The 15070-nt window shown below is 30.9% G+C and carries 18 protein-coding genes; 8 read left to right on the forward strand and 10 right to left on the reverse strand.

What is annotated here, in order from left to right; translation table 11 throughout:
* The first annotated feature begins 12 nt into the window (after positions 1-12).
* Both rpsO and pnp read left to right on the forward strand, forming a co-directional pair.
* Positions 13-261 carry a 30S ribosomal protein S15 gene (rpsO, locus tag ABXT45_RS07475; protein WP_006997516.1) on the forward strand — a complete coding sequence of 83 codons (249 nt, stop codon included), beginning with the start codon at positions 13-15 and terminating at the stop codon, positions 259-261.
* Positions 262-278: 17 nt separating this feature from the next.
* On the forward strand, positions 279-2351 hold the full coding sequence (pnp, locus tag ABXT45_RS07480) for a polyribonucleotide nucleotidyltransferase (RefSeq protein WP_415313539.1): 2073 nt from the start codon (positions 279-281) through the stop codon (positions 2349-2351).
* A 75-nt stretch (positions 2352-2426) separates the two neighbouring features.
* On the opposite strand, the gene ABXT45_RS07485 is transcribed toward pnp, so the two are convergent.
* From ABXT45_RS07485 to fabA, 4 genes are all read right to left on the reverse strand, one after another.
* Positions 2427-2819, reverse strand: a complete 393-nt coding sequence (locus ABXT45_RS07485) for a cupin domain-containing protein (RefSeq protein WP_415313541.1) — start codon at positions 2817-2819, stop codon at positions 2427-2429.
* A gap of 93 nt (positions 2820-2912) precedes the next feature.
* Positions 2913-3698 carry an enoyl-ACP reductase gene (locus tag ABXT45_RS07490; protein WP_415313543.1) on the reverse strand — a complete coding sequence of 262 codons (786 nt, stop codon included), beginning with the start codon at positions 3696-3698 and terminating at the stop codon, positions 2913-2915.
* On the reverse strand, positions 3699-4910 hold the full coding sequence (gene fabB, locus ABXT45_RS07495) for a beta-ketoacyl-ACP synthase I (protein WP_415313545.1): 1212 nt from the start codon (positions 4908-4910) through the stop codon (positions 3699-3701).
* Positions 4910-5410: a bifunctional 3-hydroxydecanoyl-ACP dehydratase/trans-2-decenoyl-ACP isomerase gene (fabA, locus tag ABXT45_RS07500; protein ID WP_415313546.1), complete on the reverse strand. Its 501-nt coding sequence runs from the start codon at positions 5408-5410 to the stop codon at positions 4910-4912. Before fabA ends, fabB begins: the two co-directional genes overlap by 1 nt.
* A gap of 73 nt (positions 5411-5483) precedes the next feature.
* Between fabA and ABXT45_RS07505 the strand changes: the two genes are divergently transcribed.
* The 4 genes from ABXT45_RS07505 to ABXT45_RS07520 all read left to right on the forward strand — a co-directional run bounded on the left by ABXT45_RS07505 (position 5484) and on the right by ABXT45_RS07520 (position 8418).
* Complete coding sequence (locus ABXT45_RS07505; protein WP_415313548.1) at positions 5484-5912, forward strand: Fur family transcriptional regulator; 429 nt, start codon at positions 5484-5486, stop codon at positions 5910-5912.
* Between the two features lie 104 nt (positions 5913-6016).
* On the forward strand, positions 6017-6433 hold the full coding sequence (locus ABXT45_RS07510) for a rubrerythrin family protein (protein ID WP_271512302.1): 417 nt from the start codon (positions 6017-6019) through the stop codon (positions 6431-6433).
* Positions 6434-6490: 57 nt separating this feature from the next.
* Positions 6491-7822 carry a (Fe-S)-binding protein gene (locus ABXT45_RS07515; RefSeq protein WP_415313550.1) on the forward strand — a complete coding sequence of 444 codons (1332 nt, stop codon included), beginning with the start codon at positions 6491-6493 and terminating at the stop codon, positions 7820-7822.
* A 2-nt stretch (positions 7823-7824) separates the two neighbouring features.
* The gene (locus tag ABXT45_RS07520) at positions 7825-8418 is read left to right on the forward strand and encodes a DUF3501 family protein (protein ID WP_415313552.1); all 594 of its coding nucleotides are present in this window, start codon (positions 7825-7827) and stop codon (positions 8416-8418) included.
* On the opposite strand, the gene ABXT45_RS07525 is transcribed toward ABXT45_RS07520, so the two are convergent.
* From ABXT45_RS07525 to ubiE, 6 genes are read right to left on the reverse strand one after another with little or no spacing between them, the layout of a single operon-like run.
* Positions 8411-8860 carry an SH3 domain-containing protein gene (locus tag ABXT45_RS07525; RefSeq protein WP_415313554.1) on the reverse strand — a complete coding sequence of 150 codons (450 nt, stop codon included), beginning with the start codon at positions 8858-8860 and terminating at the stop codon, positions 8411-8413. The two genes, ABXT45_RS07520 and ABXT45_RS07525, sit on opposite strands and share 8 nt — an antisense overlap.
* Positions 8857-9612: a HesA/MoeB/ThiF family protein gene (locus ABXT45_RS07530; RefSeq protein WP_415313555.1), complete on the reverse strand. Its 756-nt coding sequence runs from the start codon at positions 9610-9612 to the stop codon at positions 8857-8859. The genes ABXT45_RS07525 and ABXT45_RS07530 overlap by 4 nt, the downstream gene beginning before the upstream one ends.
* Positions 9609-10046: a dUTP diphosphatase gene (gene dut / locus ABXT45_RS07535; protein WP_415313557.1), complete on the reverse strand. Its 438-nt coding sequence runs from the start codon at positions 10044-10046 to the stop codon at positions 9609-9611. Before dut ends, ABXT45_RS07530 begins: the two co-directional genes overlap by 4 nt.
* A 6-nt stretch (positions 10047-10052) precedes the next feature.
* Positions 10053-11258 carry a bifunctional phosphopantothenoylcysteine decarboxylase/phosphopantothenate--cysteine ligase CoaBC gene (gene coaBC / locus ABXT45_RS07540; RefSeq protein ID WP_415313559.1) on the reverse strand — a complete coding sequence of 402 codons (1206 nt, stop codon included), beginning with the start codon at positions 11256-11258 and terminating at the stop codon, positions 10053-10055.
* Positions 11259-11266: 8 nt separating this feature from the next.
* Positions 11267-12835 (reverse strand): 2-polyprenylphenol 6-hydroxylase, encoded by a 1569-nt coding sequence (gene ubiB, locus ABXT45_RS07545; RefSeq protein WP_415313561.1) that lies wholly within the window; start codon positions 12833-12835, stop codon positions 11267-11269.
* Positions 12835-13539, reverse strand: coding sequence for a bifunctional demethylmenaquinone methyltransferase/2-methoxy-6-polyprenyl-1,4-benzoquinol methylase UbiE (gene ubiE, locus ABXT45_RS07550; protein ID WP_415313563.1), 705 nt, complete (start codon positions 13537-13539; stop codon positions 12835-12837). The genes ubiB and ubiE overlap by 1 nt, the downstream gene beginning before the upstream one ends.
* Before the next feature lie 35 nt (positions 13540-13574).
* Between ubiE and mutM the strand changes: the two genes are divergently transcribed.
* Together mutM and rpsT are read left to right on the forward strand one after the other, a co-directional pair.
* On the forward strand, positions 13575-14438 hold the full coding sequence (gene mutM / locus ABXT45_RS07555) for a bifunctional DNA-formamidopyrimidine glycosylase/DNA-(apurinic or apyrimidinic site) lyase (RefSeq protein WP_415313565.1): 864 nt from the start codon (positions 13575-13577) through the stop codon (positions 14436-14438).
* Positions 14439-14488: 50 nt separating this feature from the next.
* On the forward strand, positions 14489-14749 hold the full coding sequence (rpsT, locus tag ABXT45_RS07560; protein ID WP_415286471.1) for a 30S ribosomal protein S20: 261 nt from the start codon (positions 14489-14491) through the stop codon (positions 14747-14749).
* Positions 14750-15070: the final 321 nt, after the last annotated feature.

Below are 15070 nucleotides of genomic sequence, written 5' to 3' on the forward strand. Positions count from 1 at the left end.
AAAATAAACAGTATGACGAAAAAAGCAGAAGAATTAAAAATGCATGAGAAGGACACTGGTTCTTCAGAGGTACAAATTGCATTATTAACGGGAAAAATTGAAACTCTTTCAGCACATATCAAACAATTCAAAAAAGATAAACACTCTTCGGTTGGATTATTAAGAGCAGTAAATAGAAGAAAAAAATTGTTAGAGTATTTAAAGAAAAATAAATTCGATTCTTACAAAAATGTATTAACACAATTAAATTTAAGAAAATAGAAGGAAACGGAAATTAGATGTTCAAAGTATATAAGAAGGAAATTGAAGTAGCAGGTAAGAAAATAAGTTTAGAAACAGGTAAAGTAGCAAGACAAGCAGATGGAGCAATCATTGCTTCATGCGGTGAAACGGTTGTTTTAGCAACAGTAGTAGGAGCAAAAAAAGTAAATCCAGATATGGATTACTTTCCACTATCTGTAAATTACCAAGAAAAATATTATGCGGGTGGTAAAATTCCTGGTGGATATTTTAAAAGAGAAGCAAGACCAACTGAAAGTGAACAATTGATCTCAAGATTAATTGATAGACCAATCAGACCTTTGTTTCCAAGTGAATTTAAAAATGAAGTTCAGTTGTTACCAACGGTAATTTCATATGATAAAGACAATCAACCAGATATTTTAGCAATTACAGCTTCTTCAGCAGCGCTAGCTATTTCAGGAATGCCATTTATGGGTCCTGTGGGTGCTTCAAGAGTTGGTTTAGTTGATGGTAAATATATATTAAACCCATCAAAAGCTGAGCTAGAAAACTCTACTTTAGATTTAGTTGTAGCAGGTACTAAAGATGCTGTGCTTATGGTTGAGTCTGAGACTAAAGGTTTAACAGAAGAAGTAATGTTAGATGCAGTTAAGTTTGGTCACGAAGGTTTTGTTCCAGTAATCGAAATGATTGAGGAACTTGCAAAAGAATGCAGAAAGCCAGAGTGGACTGTTGAGAAAAAAGATTTATCAGAAGTTAAGAAAAAACTTGAAGAAAACTTTACAGCAGATTTAACCAAAGCTTTTGCAACAATAGACAAACAAGATAGATCAAATCAAATTTCAGAAATTTCTGATAAAGCAAAACAGCTTTTTGCAGGAGATGAAAATTACTCTGATTTTAATGTTAATGATGAATTAAAAAATCTTGAAAAGAAAATTGTTAGAACTGATATTCTTAAAAACAAAAAAAGAATAGATGGTAGAGGTTTGGCCGATGTAAGAGCTATTGAGTGTGAAGTTGGTGTTTTACCAAGAACTCACGGATCAGCTTTATTTACTAGAGGAGAAACGCAAGCAATTGTTGTTACTACTTTAGGTACATCTGATGATGAACAAAGATTGGAAAGTCTAGATGGACAACATAGAGAAAGATTTATGCTTCATTATAACTTTCCTCCTTTCTCAGTTGGAGAAACTGGAAGAATTGGAACTGGAAGACGTGAAGTTGGCCATGGAAAATTAGCATGGAGAGCAATTAATTCTTCACTACCTTCAAAAGAAGAATTTCCATATACTTTCAGAATAGTATCTGAGATTACAGAATCTAATGGTTCTTCTTCAATGGCGAGTGTTTGTGGTGCATCTCTTGCACTTATGGATGCTGGAGTGCCGATTAAAGAGCCAGTTGCAGGTATTGCAATGGGATTAATTAAAGAAGGCGATGACTTTAGTGTCTTATCAGATATTTTAGGTGATGAAGATCATCTTGGAGATATGGACTTTAAAGTTGCTGGAACTAAAGATGGAATTACTTCACTTCAAATGGATATTAAAATTACAGGTATCACATTTGAAATCATGGAGCAGGCTTTAAAACAAGCTAAAGAAGGAAGAGTTCATATCTTAGGTGAAATGAATAAAGTCTTAAGTGAATCAAGAGCTGATGTTGGTGAACACACTCCAAAAATGGAACAAATTACTGTTGATAAAAAAGATATCGCAGCTGTGATTGGAAAAGGTGGAGCAACAATTAGAGAGATTGTTGAAAAGTCGGGTGCAAAAGTTGATGTGAATGATGAAGGTGTGGTAACAGTTTCTGCTCCAGACGAAGAGTCTAGAAACATTGCCATGCAGATTATTAAAGATATCACAGCAAAAGCTGAACTAAATAAAATTTACTCAGGTAAAGTAATGAAAATTATGGAGTTCGGTGCATTTGTAAATTTCTTAGGTAAACAAGATGGTCTTGTTCACATCTCAGAACTTGCTGCTAAAAGAGTAGAAAAAGTTACTGATGTTGTCAAAGAAGGTGACGAAGTAAAAGTTAAAGTGATTGGTTTTGATAGAGGTAAAGTTAAGCTCTCTATGAAACAAGCTGCTGAATAATTTTTAAATTTAAATTCTAAACCCCTGGAATGAAAGTTCTGGGGTTTTTTTTTATGGGGCACTTATTTGAAAGCTCTATACACCCTTCTGTTTTGTTGTAAAATATTCTACTTCTGAAAAACTATCTGTTGGAAAAATCCAATAAAATTCTAACGTTTCTTTTTCATTATTTTTTAAGGAGTGCTCTGTATTTCCAGCTATATAAACTACATCACCTTTTTTAATTGTCTCAAGTTCACCAGATTTATTTAATATTCCTGTACCATTGGTAACGACATATATTTCTGCAGGTGAGTGATAATGAAGTGTTAGATTGCCACCAGGTGCTATTTGAGCGAAACCTACTGATAAACTAGAACTACCATCAAAATCTGCATCAATTAAAAATTTCCATTTAACCCCAGGATATTTTTCAGTTGATGACCATTCTTGATCTAAGACAGATGCAAGGTTTTTTACAAAAATCATTCAAAATCTTAGCTTATGTTTTTATTTTTTTAAATATAAATCATTAACTTTAAAAAATTCTTCCAAATATTTTTAACTAAATTTAACTATATTTTAGGTAATATTCTTAGGGTCTGGCATCCCAACCTTGTTATATCCAGCATCTACGTAGTGAATTTCACCAGTAACACCAGCAGCAAGGTCGCTTAGTAGATACAGTGCTGAGTTTCCAACATCATGGATATCTACGTTTCTCTTCAAGAAAGAATGGTCTGCATTCCATTTGTATAAGAATTTTGCATCCCCAATAGCAGAAGCTGCTAAAGTTTTAATAGGTCCTGCGCTAATTGCATTCACTCTCATTCCTTTAGCACCAAGGTCTCTTGCAAGGTACTTAACACTTGCTTCAAGAGCAGATTTACAAACACCCATTACATTATAATTTGGAATAGCTTTAGTGGATTCGTAAGTTAAAGTTAACATGCTTCCACCTTCTTTCATTAACTTAGATGCTTCTTTTGCAACTTCGGTAAATGAAAAACATGAAATTAACATACTTCTTAAAAAATTTTCTCTAGTTGTATTTAAATACTCACCTGATAATTCTGATTTATCTGAAAAAGCAACAGCATGAACTACAAAATCAATTTGTCCCCAATGAGATTTAATATCTTCAAAAAGTTTTACTACCTCTTCTTTATTCTCAACATCACAACTAAATGTAGCTTTTGAATTTAATTTTTGAGCCAAAGGAATAACTCTTTTCTTTAGTGCATCACCAAGATAAGTGAATGCAAGTTCTGCTCCAGCTTCTGCAAGTTTTTGTGAAATACCCCAAGCGATAGATCTTTCATTGGCAACACCCATGATCAATCCTCTTTTACCCTTCATTAAACTCATTTAGACCTTTTCAAAAATTAAAGTTGCATTTGTTCCACCAAAACCAAAGCTGTTAGACATTACGGAGTTTAATTTAACATCTGTTTCAGTCTTAGTTACGATTGGAAATTTTTTAGCTTCATCATCCATGTCATTAATGTTAGCTGATGCTGTAATGAAACTATTTTTCATCATGATTAAACTATAAATTGCTTCATGAACTGAAGCAGCACCTAGTGGGTGACCAGAAAGAGATTTAGTAGAACTAATTTTTGGTACCTCAGCACCAAATGCTTCTCCAACACCTCTAAGTTCTGTTATATCTCCAACTGGAGTTGATGTTCCATGAGTGTTTAAGTAGTCCATTTTATTTTTGGCAGTCGCTAAAGCCATCTTCATACATCTAACAGCGCCTTCACCTGATGGGGCTACCATATCATACCCGTCAGAAGTCGCACCATAGCCTGTTAATTCAGCATATATGTTTGCACCTCTAGCTTTTGCATGCTCGTACTCTTCAAGCACTAAAACTCCACCACCACCTGCTATGACAAAGCCATCTCTAGTTTTATCATAAGCTCTAGAAGCAGTTTCAGGTGCATCATTGTATTTAGAAGACAAAGCAGTCATCGCATCAAACATCGCAGTCATAGCCCAGTGTAATTCTTCACTACCTCCTGCAAATACAACATCCTGTTTTCCCATTTGGATTAATTCGCTTGCATGGCCAATGCAGTGTCCGCTAGTTGCACATGCAGAACTCATCGTATAGTTAACTCCTTTAATTTTAAAAGGTACAGCAAGAGTTGCTGAAGATGTACTAGCCATAGTTCTTGGAACAATAAATGGCCCCATCAATTTTGGTGTCCTAGCTCTAGTCTTATCAACAGACAAAACCACATTTTCTATTGAAGGACCACCAGAACCCATAACTATTCCAGTTTTAAAATTACTCACATCTTTATCTTCTAATCCTGAATCTTTAATAGCCTCTTTCATTGCAATATAATTATATGCAGATCCAGAGCCCATAAATCTGATAGTTTTTCTATCAACATGATCTTCAAGTTTAATATTTGGCTTGCCATGAATATGACTTCTTAAATTGTGTTCTTTGTATTCTTCACAAAAAGATATTCCTGATTTTGAATTTAAAAGAGATTGATAAACCTCTGCTTGATTGTTACCTAAACAAGAAACTACTCCTAAACCTGTAACTACTACTCTTCTCATTATTTAAATAACCCTACTTTTAAACTTTCTGCTGAATATATTTTTTTGTCATCTGCAAACACTAAACCATTTGCAAGACCAACTGTTGTTCCACCTGGTGCCATAACTTTTTTCATATCAATTTCATATCTTACATTTTTAACTTTTTTCAAAACTTCACCAGTGAATTTTACTGTACTCACTCCTAAAGCTCTTCCTTTACCTGGATTGCCAAGCCAGCCAAGATAAAAACCAACTAGTTGCCACATAGCATCTAAGCCAAGACAACCTGGCATAACAGGGTCTCCTTTAAAGTGACAATCAAAAAACCAAAGGTCTTCTTTGATATCAAGTTCTGCTTTTAAAGAGCCTTTACTAAAAATACCATTGTCCTCGTTGATTTCTGTTATTCTATCAAACATGAGCATTGGTGGAAGTGGTAATTTTGCATTACCGGGGCCAAAAAGTTCTCCATTTCCGCAGCTTATTAGCTCATCATATGTGAATGAGTTTTTTTTCATAAATTTCAGTCCCTTAATACTTGATTTATCATGATTATAATATAGAAATAGTTTAGAACTATTATAAACAGTAATGAACAATATAAATATATACACAGAAAAGCTGAGAGAATCTGGTTTAAGACCAACAAGACAGAGACTAAAAATTTGTGAAGTATTATTTTCACCTGAAAAAACTTTTCACTTTACAATAAATGATTTGACTAAAATTATTGAGGATAAGCTGAGTGAAAAAATTTCTTTAGCAACAGTTTACAATACAATTCACGCATTTAAAAAAAAAGGATATTTAAAAGAAATTTCTATCAATTCAGATAAAAGTTATTTTGACACTAACGTAACCGAGCACCATCATTTTTTTGACGAAGACACAAATGAGTTAATTGATTGTAGCAACGACGATATTGATTCGGTGAATATAAAAAGAAATACCACAGGAAAAAAAATTAAATCAGTAGAAGTATTGATTAAAGTTGCGAGTGATAATCAAACTCAAAAATAATTCAATAATTTCAATAATTTAATATTTACATTAAAATAATTCTAAACTGTTGACTTACAGTTTAGAACGATTATATGTACATCATAATCATTAAGGAGAAAAATATGTCATTAAAAGGAAGTAAAACAGAAGAAAACTTAAAAGATGCATTTGCAGGTGAGAGCCAAGCAAACAGACGTTATTTATATTTCGCTCAAAAAGCAGATATTGAAGGTTATAACGATGTAGCATCTGTATTTAGATCTACAGCTGAAGGTGAAACAGGTCATGCACATGGACACCTTGAGTATCTTGAAGAAGTTGGAGACCCAGCAACAGGATTGCCGATAGGTGAAACTAAAGCGAATTTAGCTTCAGCGGTACAAGGTGAAACACATGAATATACAGACATGTACCCAGGTATGGCAAAAACAGCTAGAGAAGAAGGCTTTTCAGAAATTGCTGATTGGTTTGAAACTTTAGCAAAAGCTGAAAAATCACACGCAGGTAAATTCCAAAAAACATTAGAATCTATTGCGTAAATAAGACTTAATTTATGGTGGGGTTCTTCCCCACCATTAAATCCTAAAATTTTAAATATGAGTAAAGAAGGCAGTATAGATGCACCCATTAGACACCCAATAAATTTTGAGCATCCTGATTTTTTAGACCCCAAAAAATTAGATGACGAAATGAGAAGAGCATTCGATATCTGTCATGGATGCAGAAGGTGTTTTAATTTATGCGACTCGTTTCCAAAATTATTTGACATGATAGATGAGTCAGAAAATGAGGATGTAGAAAGTTTAAAAAGTGAACAGTTTGAACCTGTAGTAGACGCTTGTACTTTGTGTGATATGTGTTTTATGACCAAGTGCCCTTATGTTCCACCCCATGATTTTGATTTAGACTTTCCTCATTTAATGTTGAGGTATAGAACGGCTCAAAAAAAATTAAATAAATTGCCAGCAGTGCCAGCACAATTAGCTCAAATTGATAGAAATGGAAAAATTGGTGTAATGCTATCATCACTAATAAACTGGACATCAAACATTAAAAATAAATTCTTTAGAAAAATATTAGAATTGGTCGCCGGAATTGATATGAGAGTTAAGCTACCCACTTATAATTCAGAAACATTTACAAATTATTTTAAAAAAAATAATATTCCAACAAATAGTGAAGCCCCATCTAAAGATAGAAAAGTTGTAATTTATTCAACATGCTTTGTTAATTTTAATAAAAAAGATACAGGCGTAGCTGCATTAAAAGTTTTAAAGAAAAATGGAGTAGAGGTTCAAGAAGCTTATCCAGGTTGTTGTGGAATGCCTTATCTTGAGCAAGCAGATTTACCAAAAGTTGTAGAGCAAGCCAAAAAAGTTTCCAAAGATTTATTGGAGTGGGTAGACAAGGGTTATCAAATTATTACTTTAACAGCTAGTTGTGGCCTAATGTTAAAATTTGAATGGCCTTTACTATTACCAAATGACGAAAATATTAAAAGACTTTCAAAAAGTGTTAGTGACATAGATGAATATATCGTTGATATAGCACAAAACGAGGGCCTAGCAGACGGTTTACAAGAAATTGATGGTGGAGTTACAGTTCACAACGCATGCCATGCAAGAGCACAAAACATGGGTATTAAATCCAGAGATATGCTGAAATTTATCCCTAATATAAAAATGGATGTTGTTGAAAGATGTGCTGGTCATGGGGGAACTTTTGGTGTGATGAAGGAAACTCACGATTTAGCTGTAAAAGTTGGAACACCAACAGCAAAACAAATTAAAAATAAAAATAATAAATATATGGCCTCAGATTGTCCATTGGCAGGTAAGCATTTAAAACAATTAGAAACAGACACAAATATTGCAAATGATGAGGCACTTCATCCTATCGAATTAATGGCAAAAAGTTATAGATTATAATTATGAGTAAAGAAAAAAAACAAATAGAAAAACAAGATTTATTACCATTCGATGTTTATGCAAAAAGCAGAAAACAAATCAGAAAAGATTTAGTTGAGTTTAAAAAAGATAGAAGAATAGCACTTGGTCCTTATGCTACTTTTTATTTTGAAAGTTTTGAAACTATGGTTGCCCAAGTTCAAGAAATGCTTCACATCGAAAAAGGTGGAGATGAGCAATTAAAAGATGAGTTAATAGCCTATAACCCTTTGGTTCCAAATGGAAAAGAACTTACAGCTACACTAATGTTTGAAATTGATAATCCAATTTCAAGAGCTGCTTTTTTAGGTAAAGTTGGAGGAATTGAAGAAAAAATATTCCTGAAAATTAATGATGAAATTGTTAAGGCTGTTCCAGAAAAAGATGTTGATAGAACATCAGCAGAAGGAAAAGCCTCTTCAGTGCAGTTTATCCATTTTAAATTAAATGATGATCAAATTTCTAAATTTAAGTCAGATAGTGCAATCATTGAACTTGGGATTGATCATAAAGAGTACGCCCACACAACAAGACTAGCTGAAAATAGTGTTAAATCACTATGTGCTGATTTTATTTAATAGAACCCCAAATATTTTTGGTTTTGACCCAACCTGAATAATCATCCGTCTTCACATTACACCATATATTCTCACATTTTTTTAAAACTAATAGTCTTCCTTTTTCTAATTTGACTATTGGTTTTGAAAAGTTAGATGGTTTTTTATATAAGATTTTGTCTTCTAAGATGATAATAGAGTTTGATTTTTTAACCTGAGAAACATGGATCCATCCACTATTATTTTTTAAATCTACGATTCGTCTAAAATTTTCCTTTTGATCTATTTGTTTTATGGGTAAATTTATTTTTTTATAAATATATTTGATCTCTGAATTAAAACTTGGTCCATATCGAACATTTACTTTGCTTTTTTTTAAAGAGAGAAACTTTTCTTCTGCTATTGAAAATTGATCAAATAAAATTGATAGATACAAAACACAAATAGCTATTTTTTTTATCATTTACAAAAACAGTTTTTTCTTTTTTTAAGTTTAACTTTTCTAAAATTTAATTGTAATAAATCTAAGATAAAAATATATTCATCAAGACTCTTTCCAATATCAAGTATTTTCTTTAAAACTTCGTTTGCTTGTATAGTTCCAATTATACCAGCAACAGTGCCAAGAATACCTTCTGACTCACAATTTAATAAATCATCTGAAATATCAGAGTCTTGAAAAAAACATCTTAAACATGGAATTTTTTTATTTTTAAAATTAAAAGTAAATATATGACCGTCAAATTTACTAATAGCTCCACTTACAAGTATTTTTTTAAATTTATAACAAAAATCATTTAATAAAAATTTTGTGGAAAAATTATCAGAGCCATCAACTATATAATCATAATCTTTTATAATTTTCTTAAAATTATTTTTATTAAGTCTTATTTTGTAAATCTTAATTCTAATACTTGGATTTATTTTTTTAATTTTAACCCTCGCTACTTGAACTTTAAATTTGCCTATATCACTAGTGTTATAAAGACTTTGTCTGTGCAGATTGGATAAACTAACTTTATCATCATCAACTATTCCTATTGAACCAACGCCAGCTCTTGCAAGAAATTCAGCAACAGGAGACCCTAAACCACCCATTCCAACAATTAAAACCTTTGCAGATATAATTTTTTTTTGCCCCATAGTACCAATATCCTTTAGTACTATTTGTCTTGAATATCTCTCTATTGATGATTTTCTTAATTGGTTATTCATTTACCTGTTGAACCAAATCCACCATCACCTCGTAATGTATCAGGCAAATTATCTGTTTCTTCAAACTCCATCTTAACTACAGGCATTAAGATCATTTGTGCTATTCTATCTTTATTTTTGATAAGGAAATCTTCTTTACCATGATTAAAAAGTATAACTTTAATTTCTCCTCTATAATCACTATCAATTGTTCCTGGGGTATTTAAAACTGTAATACTCTTTTTAGCAGCCAAACCAGATCGAGGACGAATTTGGACTTCATAATCCTCTGAAAATGCCATTGAAAGGCCAGTAGGTACTAAATATGAGCTATTAGGGGCTATTTTAATAGGCTCTTCTATAAAAGCCATCAAATCCATACCCGAAGCACCATCTGTTTTGTAAGCAGGTAATTCTACTTTAGGATTTAATTTTTTGATTAATACTTTAGCCACTGAATTTTAATTTAATTTTTTAATAACTCTATCTACTATTTCATCAGAAATTTCAGATTTACTTTTTATTGCAAGCTTTTCATCATACATATTTTTATCTCTATAATAAATTGAAACTTCATTAAAACTAGAGTCAAATCCAATTGCTTTATTAGAAACATCATTTGCTATTATCCAGTCACAATTTTTTTCTTCTAATTTTTTTTTTGCATTTTCTTCCACATTATTAGTTTCTGCAGCAAATCCAATTACCAACTTTGGTCTTAGAGAATTATGCTTTGATATATAATTTAAAATATCAATATTTTTTTCTAGTTCTAAATGTAATTTTTCCTGTTTTTTTATTTTACTATTATTTATTTCTTTAACCTTAAAGTCAGCAACAGCTGCTGTAAAAATTGCCACATCTGCTGGTAGATTATCTTGTGTAGCTTTAAGCATTTCATCTGCAGTTTCTACTTTAATTAAGTTTATATTGTTGCCCACCTCTAAATTTGTAGGTCCAGAAATTAAAGTAGTTTGAAAACCTCTTTTAGCAAATGCTTTTGCTAAAGCATGGCCTTGTTTTCCAGAAGATTTATTTGTTATAAATCTTACAGGATCAATATACTCATTAGTTGGTCCAGCCGTTACTAAGGCTTTTAGTTTATAATTCTTATTTAATTCACTAAAGTATGAATTAATTTCTTGAACAATATTATCTGGTTCAGTCATTTTACCTTCACCAAATTCTCCACAGGCCATATCACCAACTTCAGGACCTATAATTTTATAACCAAATGATTTTAGTTTTTTAAGATTTTCTTTAGTTGATGGGTGTTCCCACATTCTAACATTCATAGCTGGTGTTAAAAAAATATCTTTATCAGAAGCTAAAATTACAGTTGAAGCCAGATCTTCGGAAGACCCTGCACTCAATTTTGAAATTGTATTAGCTGTAGCTGGAGCCACAACAATTAAGTCTGCCCATCTAGATAGTGAAATATGATCCATTTCAGCCTCATTTTCAGGGTTAAATAAGTCTTCATAAACTTTTTCTTGAGATAGTGAGGCAATAGATAAAGGAGTTACAAATTCTTTGGCACTTTTAGTGAGAATAGTTTTAACTTTTGCACCTAATTTTTTTAAAGATCTAATTAGCTCCAAACTTTTATAAGCAGATATGCCACCACATATTATTAAAAGTATTTTTCTTTCAGATAAATTATTCATTGTGCGAATTAAAATACTACTAGACCAAAAATTACAAGCAGTAATAAACCAACAATAGACTGATTTCTAAAGGCAGTCATTTCAGATCTCTTTTCATTTAAGGCGGTAAATGAATTTGAATTTTGGGGGATCTGTCCACTTGCTAAAAATGATAAAGCTTGATTGGCTTTATCCATAATCTCTGGAAAATCAGGCAATCTTTTAATTACTTCAGTGGTAGTTTTTAAACTTTCATTTAAGGTATTGATTGGATCTTTTGTTTCTCTTAACCAATTTTCTAAAACTGGTTTTGAAGTCTCCCATATATTTGTATTAGGGTTAAGTTTTCTGGCCACCCCCTCAACAACTACCATTGTTTTTTGTAACATCAATAATTGTGGTTGTGTTTGCATATTAAATTTTTCAGTAACTTCAAAAAGTTGTTTTAATAATTTCCCCCCAGAAATATCTTTTACAGATTGCCCAAAGATTGGCTCACCAATAGATCTTAATGCTTGTGCTAAATCATTAACAGGTACATCTTTAGGAACTAGACCAGCAACCAAATGTACTTCAGCAACTTTTTTGTAGTCTCTTTGAATAAATCCAAATAAAATTTCAGCTAAAAATCTTTTACTAAGGTTGTCTAATCTTCCCATTATACCAAAATCTATAGGAACAATTTGCCCATTATCATCGATAAATATATTTCCTTGATGCATATCAGCATGAAAAAAACCGTCTCTAACAGCATGTCTTAAAAAATGCTGAATAACATCGGAGGCTATCCTTTTAGTATCTATGTTCCTTTTTTGTAAATCTTCTGTTTCACGAATAGAAACACCATCAACCCAATCAAGTGTCATCACATTTTCACTTGTAAAATTCCAATAAATAGCAGGAACTCTAAAACCTGCATCATTCTTTGTATTTTCAGCATATTCATTTGCAGCTGCTGCCTCAAATCTTAAATCCATTTCCAAATTAGTTATTTCTTTAAGTAGAAAAACAACTTCTACCAATTTTAATCTTTTTGTTTTTTTTATAAATGACTCAACCATAAAAGCAAAAAGCATCAAGGCATCTATTTCTTCATTAAAAACTTTTTTAATATCTGGTCTCAAAATTTTAATAGCAACATCTTTTATGGTTCCGTTGTCATTTATTTTTGCCTTATGAACCTGCGCTATCGAAGCTGCTGCAACTGGCTCACTTAAATCAATTATTGAATTGAAGGTGTCATCTCCTAGGTCTTTTTTAATTATTGCTTTTGCTTCAGATGAGGTAAAGGCCGGCAATCTATCTTGTAAACCTTCTAACTGTTTTGCTAAATCATCCCCAATAATATCAGGTCTAGTAACTAGAAATTGCCCTAATTTAATAAATGTAGTTCCCATTGATTGTAGTGATTTAGAAAGTCTTGCCCCTTCATTTTCGTTTAAATTAGTTTTGTTAGGCGCTGAAAAAGAAAATGAAAGTATTTGAAAGATAACCTTGATTCCCAATGGTGGTTTTTTAAATTTAGAAAGAATAACCAATATGTCAGAACGAGCTAATTTTCTTCCTAATCTAAATAAAATAAATATTTTTTTTAACATTAGATTTTCCAACCTGAATGAATAGCTACAATTCCACCTGATAAATTTCTATAACTACAGTTAATAAATCTATTTTTATTCATTAAATCGATTAACTCTTCTTGATTAATAAATTCTTCAATGCTTTTAATTAGATATTCATAAGGTTCTTTTTGTCCAGCAATAGCTTTTCCAATCAAAGGAATAAGTTTAGAATAATTTTTATATATAAAGTCCAAATTAGAATTTTGAATTTTAGAAAATTCTAAACATAGATAACGACCTCCTGGTTTTAAAACTCTATAAGCCTCTGATAGGGCTTTGTTTAGGTCTTTAGTATTTCTTAGCCCAAAACTAATTGTGTAGTAATCACAAGAATTATCTCTAATAGGTAATTTTTCAGCTGGAGCTATTATCCAATTTATATTTTTATAAGTACTTAACTTTTCTTTGCCTTTACCAACCATTCCCTTATTTGGATCGACACAAAATATTTTTCCATTTTTATCAGTTGCATCTAAAAAAAGTTTACCAAGATCTCCAGTGCCGCAGGCGACATCAATCAAAGTTTTATTATTTGAAGGGTTCATCCAACTTAATAGGTCTTTTTTCCAAACCCTATGAACTCCTAACGACATAAAGTCATTCATTAAATCATATTTGTCATAGACATCATCAAAGACACTTTGGACAAGGCCTTTTTTATTTTGGAGATATTGTTGCATATTAAATTTATTACTTATTGATAATATAGTCTCAAATGCCAGAATTACCAGAAGTAGAAATAGTCAAACAATCGTTATCTAAAAAAATAGAGCGTAAAAAAATCAAAAAAATAATAATTACGAATAGAAACTTAAGGTTTAAAATTCCTCTAAAATTTGAAGAATTATTGAAAAATAAAATTATCAAAAAAGTAACTAGATTTTCAAAATATTTAATCTTGAATTTTTACGATGAATCTTTTTGTTTAATTCATTTGGGAATGTCTGGAACTATTCATTTAATAAAAAAAAATAACATTAGTAAGTTTACCAATACTAGTTTTTATAACTCACCAAGCCTCCCAAAGAAACATAACCATGTAGAAATTCATTTTGATGGTTTAAGGATTGTATACAATGACCCTAGAAGATTTGGTTCTTTTAAATTTATAGAAAATAAGAAGGAACTTGAAAAAAAATTTAGTCACTTAGGACCAGAACCTTTTTTTAAAACTTTCAACTCAGAATATTTAATTGGTTATTTCAAAAATAAAAAGAAGGATATAAAAAGTTTCTTATTAGATCAAAAATTTGTATCAGGAATTGGAAATATTTATGCTAGTGAAATTTTATTTTTATGCAAAATTAATCCAACTATCTATGCATCAAAGTTAACTAAGCAAGATTGCAAAAAAATTATTATTTATTCAAAAAGTATACTTAATAGGGCTATTAAAAAAGGAGGTTCAAGTATTCGGGATTTTAAAAACATCACTGGAAAAAGTGGAAACTTCCAAAAAGAATTTAGAGTTTATCAAAGAGAAAACCTAAGCTGTCTAAGAAGTAAATGTAATGGTAAAATTCAGAAAATATTTATATCTAATAGATCAACTTTCTTTTGTAATACTTGCCAAAAATAGTCAATTATTCTATTGACCAGTATAAATTCTCAAGCTATACCACAGCGCTTATGGCAAACACAAAATCAGCAATTAAAAGAATTAGAAAAATTGCTACGCAAACACTAGTTAATAAGGCTCGTAAGAGCAAGTATAGAAATGCTATAAAAAAAATGAACCTTCTTCTTGAAGAAAAGAAAAAAGATGAAGCTCTAAAATTCTTGCCAAAGTTGAACTCTGAATTAATGAAAGTTGCAAAAACTGGAATTATAAAGAAAGCAAATGCCTCAAGAAATATTTCAAGAATAACAAAGAAAATTTCAGCTCTATAATTGATTATATAAAGAGATTTTAAATTTCAACTAACAGTATTCACACCATATAAGAAATTCTATTTCTAGATTAACTACATATAGATTTAGTAAAATAATAAGAAATATAATTTATAAATCATACACTCATAGATTTTAAATTTGTAAAACTTAATGGTTAAATTAATTGTTCAATTAAATAACACTGTGGCAAAAATAATTTCTAAGAGCGAAAACAGACCACTTCATTATTGTAATATTATAGCAGCATCTAAAAAATAATTATTCCCGTTAGGAATGATTCACCTATAGATTTTATTTATTTTTACTTTTACTAAATTA

It is taken from the genome of Candidatus Pelagibacter sp. Uisw_106 (genome assembly GCF_047724975.1).
Classification (GTDB): Bacteria; Pseudomonadota; Alphaproteobacteria; order Pelagibacterales; family Pelagibacteraceae; genus Pelagibacter.

Coding starts and splice junctions, on each gene's coding strand:
- ubiB (WP_415313561.1), bottom strand. CDS start 12,835: ATGTTAAAAAAAATATTTATTTTATTTAGATTAGGAAGAAAATTAGCT.
- ABXT45_RS07520 (WP_415313552.1), top strand. CDS start 7,825: ATGAGTAAAGAAAAAAAACAAATAGAAAAACAAGATTTATTACCATTC.
- ABXT45_RS07525 (WP_415313554.1), bottom strand. CDS start 8,860: ATGATAAAAAAAATAGCTATTTGTGTTTTGTATCTATCAATTTTATTT.
- ABXT45_RS07490 (WP_415313543.1), bottom strand. CDS start 3,698: ATGAGTTTAATGAAGGGTAAAAGAGGATTGATCATGGGTGTTGCCAAT.
- fabB (WP_415313545.1), bottom strand. CDS start 4,910: ATGAGAAGAGTAGTAGTTACAGGTTTAGGAGTAGTTTCTTGTTTAGGT.
- ABXT45_RS07530 (WP_415313555.1), bottom strand. CDS start 9,612: ATGAATAACCAATTAAGAAAATCATCAATAGAGAGATATTCAAGACAA.
- fabA (WP_415313546.1), bottom strand. CDS start 5,410: ATGAAAAAAAACTCATTCACATATGATGAGCTAATAAGCTGCGGAAAT.
- ABXT45_RS07515 (WP_415313550.1), top strand. CDS start 6,491: ATGAGTAAAGAAGGCAGTATAGATGCACCCATTAGACACCCAATAAAT.
- rpsT (WP_415286471.1), top strand. CDS start 14,489: ATGGCAAACACAAAATCAGCAATTAAAAGAATTAGAAAAATTGCTACG.
- ABXT45_RS07505 (WP_415313548.1), top strand. CDS start 5,484: ATGAACAATATAAATATATACACAGAAAAGCTGAGAGAATCTGGTTTA.
- mutM (WP_415313565.1), top strand. CDS start 13,575: ATGCCAGAATTACCAGAAGTAGAAATAGTCAAACAATCGTTATCTAAA.
- coaBC (WP_415313559.1), bottom strand. CDS start 11,258: ATGAATAATTTATCTGAAAGAAAAATACTTTTAATAATATGTGGTGGC.
- ubiE (WP_415313563.1), bottom strand. CDS start 13,539: ATGCAACAATATCTCCAAAATAAAAAAGGCCTTGTCCAAAGTGTCTTT.
- rpsO (WP_006997516.1), top strand. CDS start 13: ATGACGAAAAAAGCAGAAGAATTAAAAATGCATGAGAAGGACACTGGT.
- ABXT45_RS07510 (WP_271512302.1), top strand. CDS start 6,017: ATGTCATTAAAAGGAAGTAAAACAGAAGAAAACTTAAAAGATGCATTT.
- ABXT45_RS07485 (WP_415313541.1), bottom strand. CDS start 2,819: ATGATTTTTGTAAAAAACCTTGCATCTGTCTTAGATCAAGAATGGTCA.
- pnp (WP_415313539.1), top strand. CDS start 279: ATGTTCAAAGTATATAAGAAGGAAATTGAAGTAGCAGGTAAGAAAATA.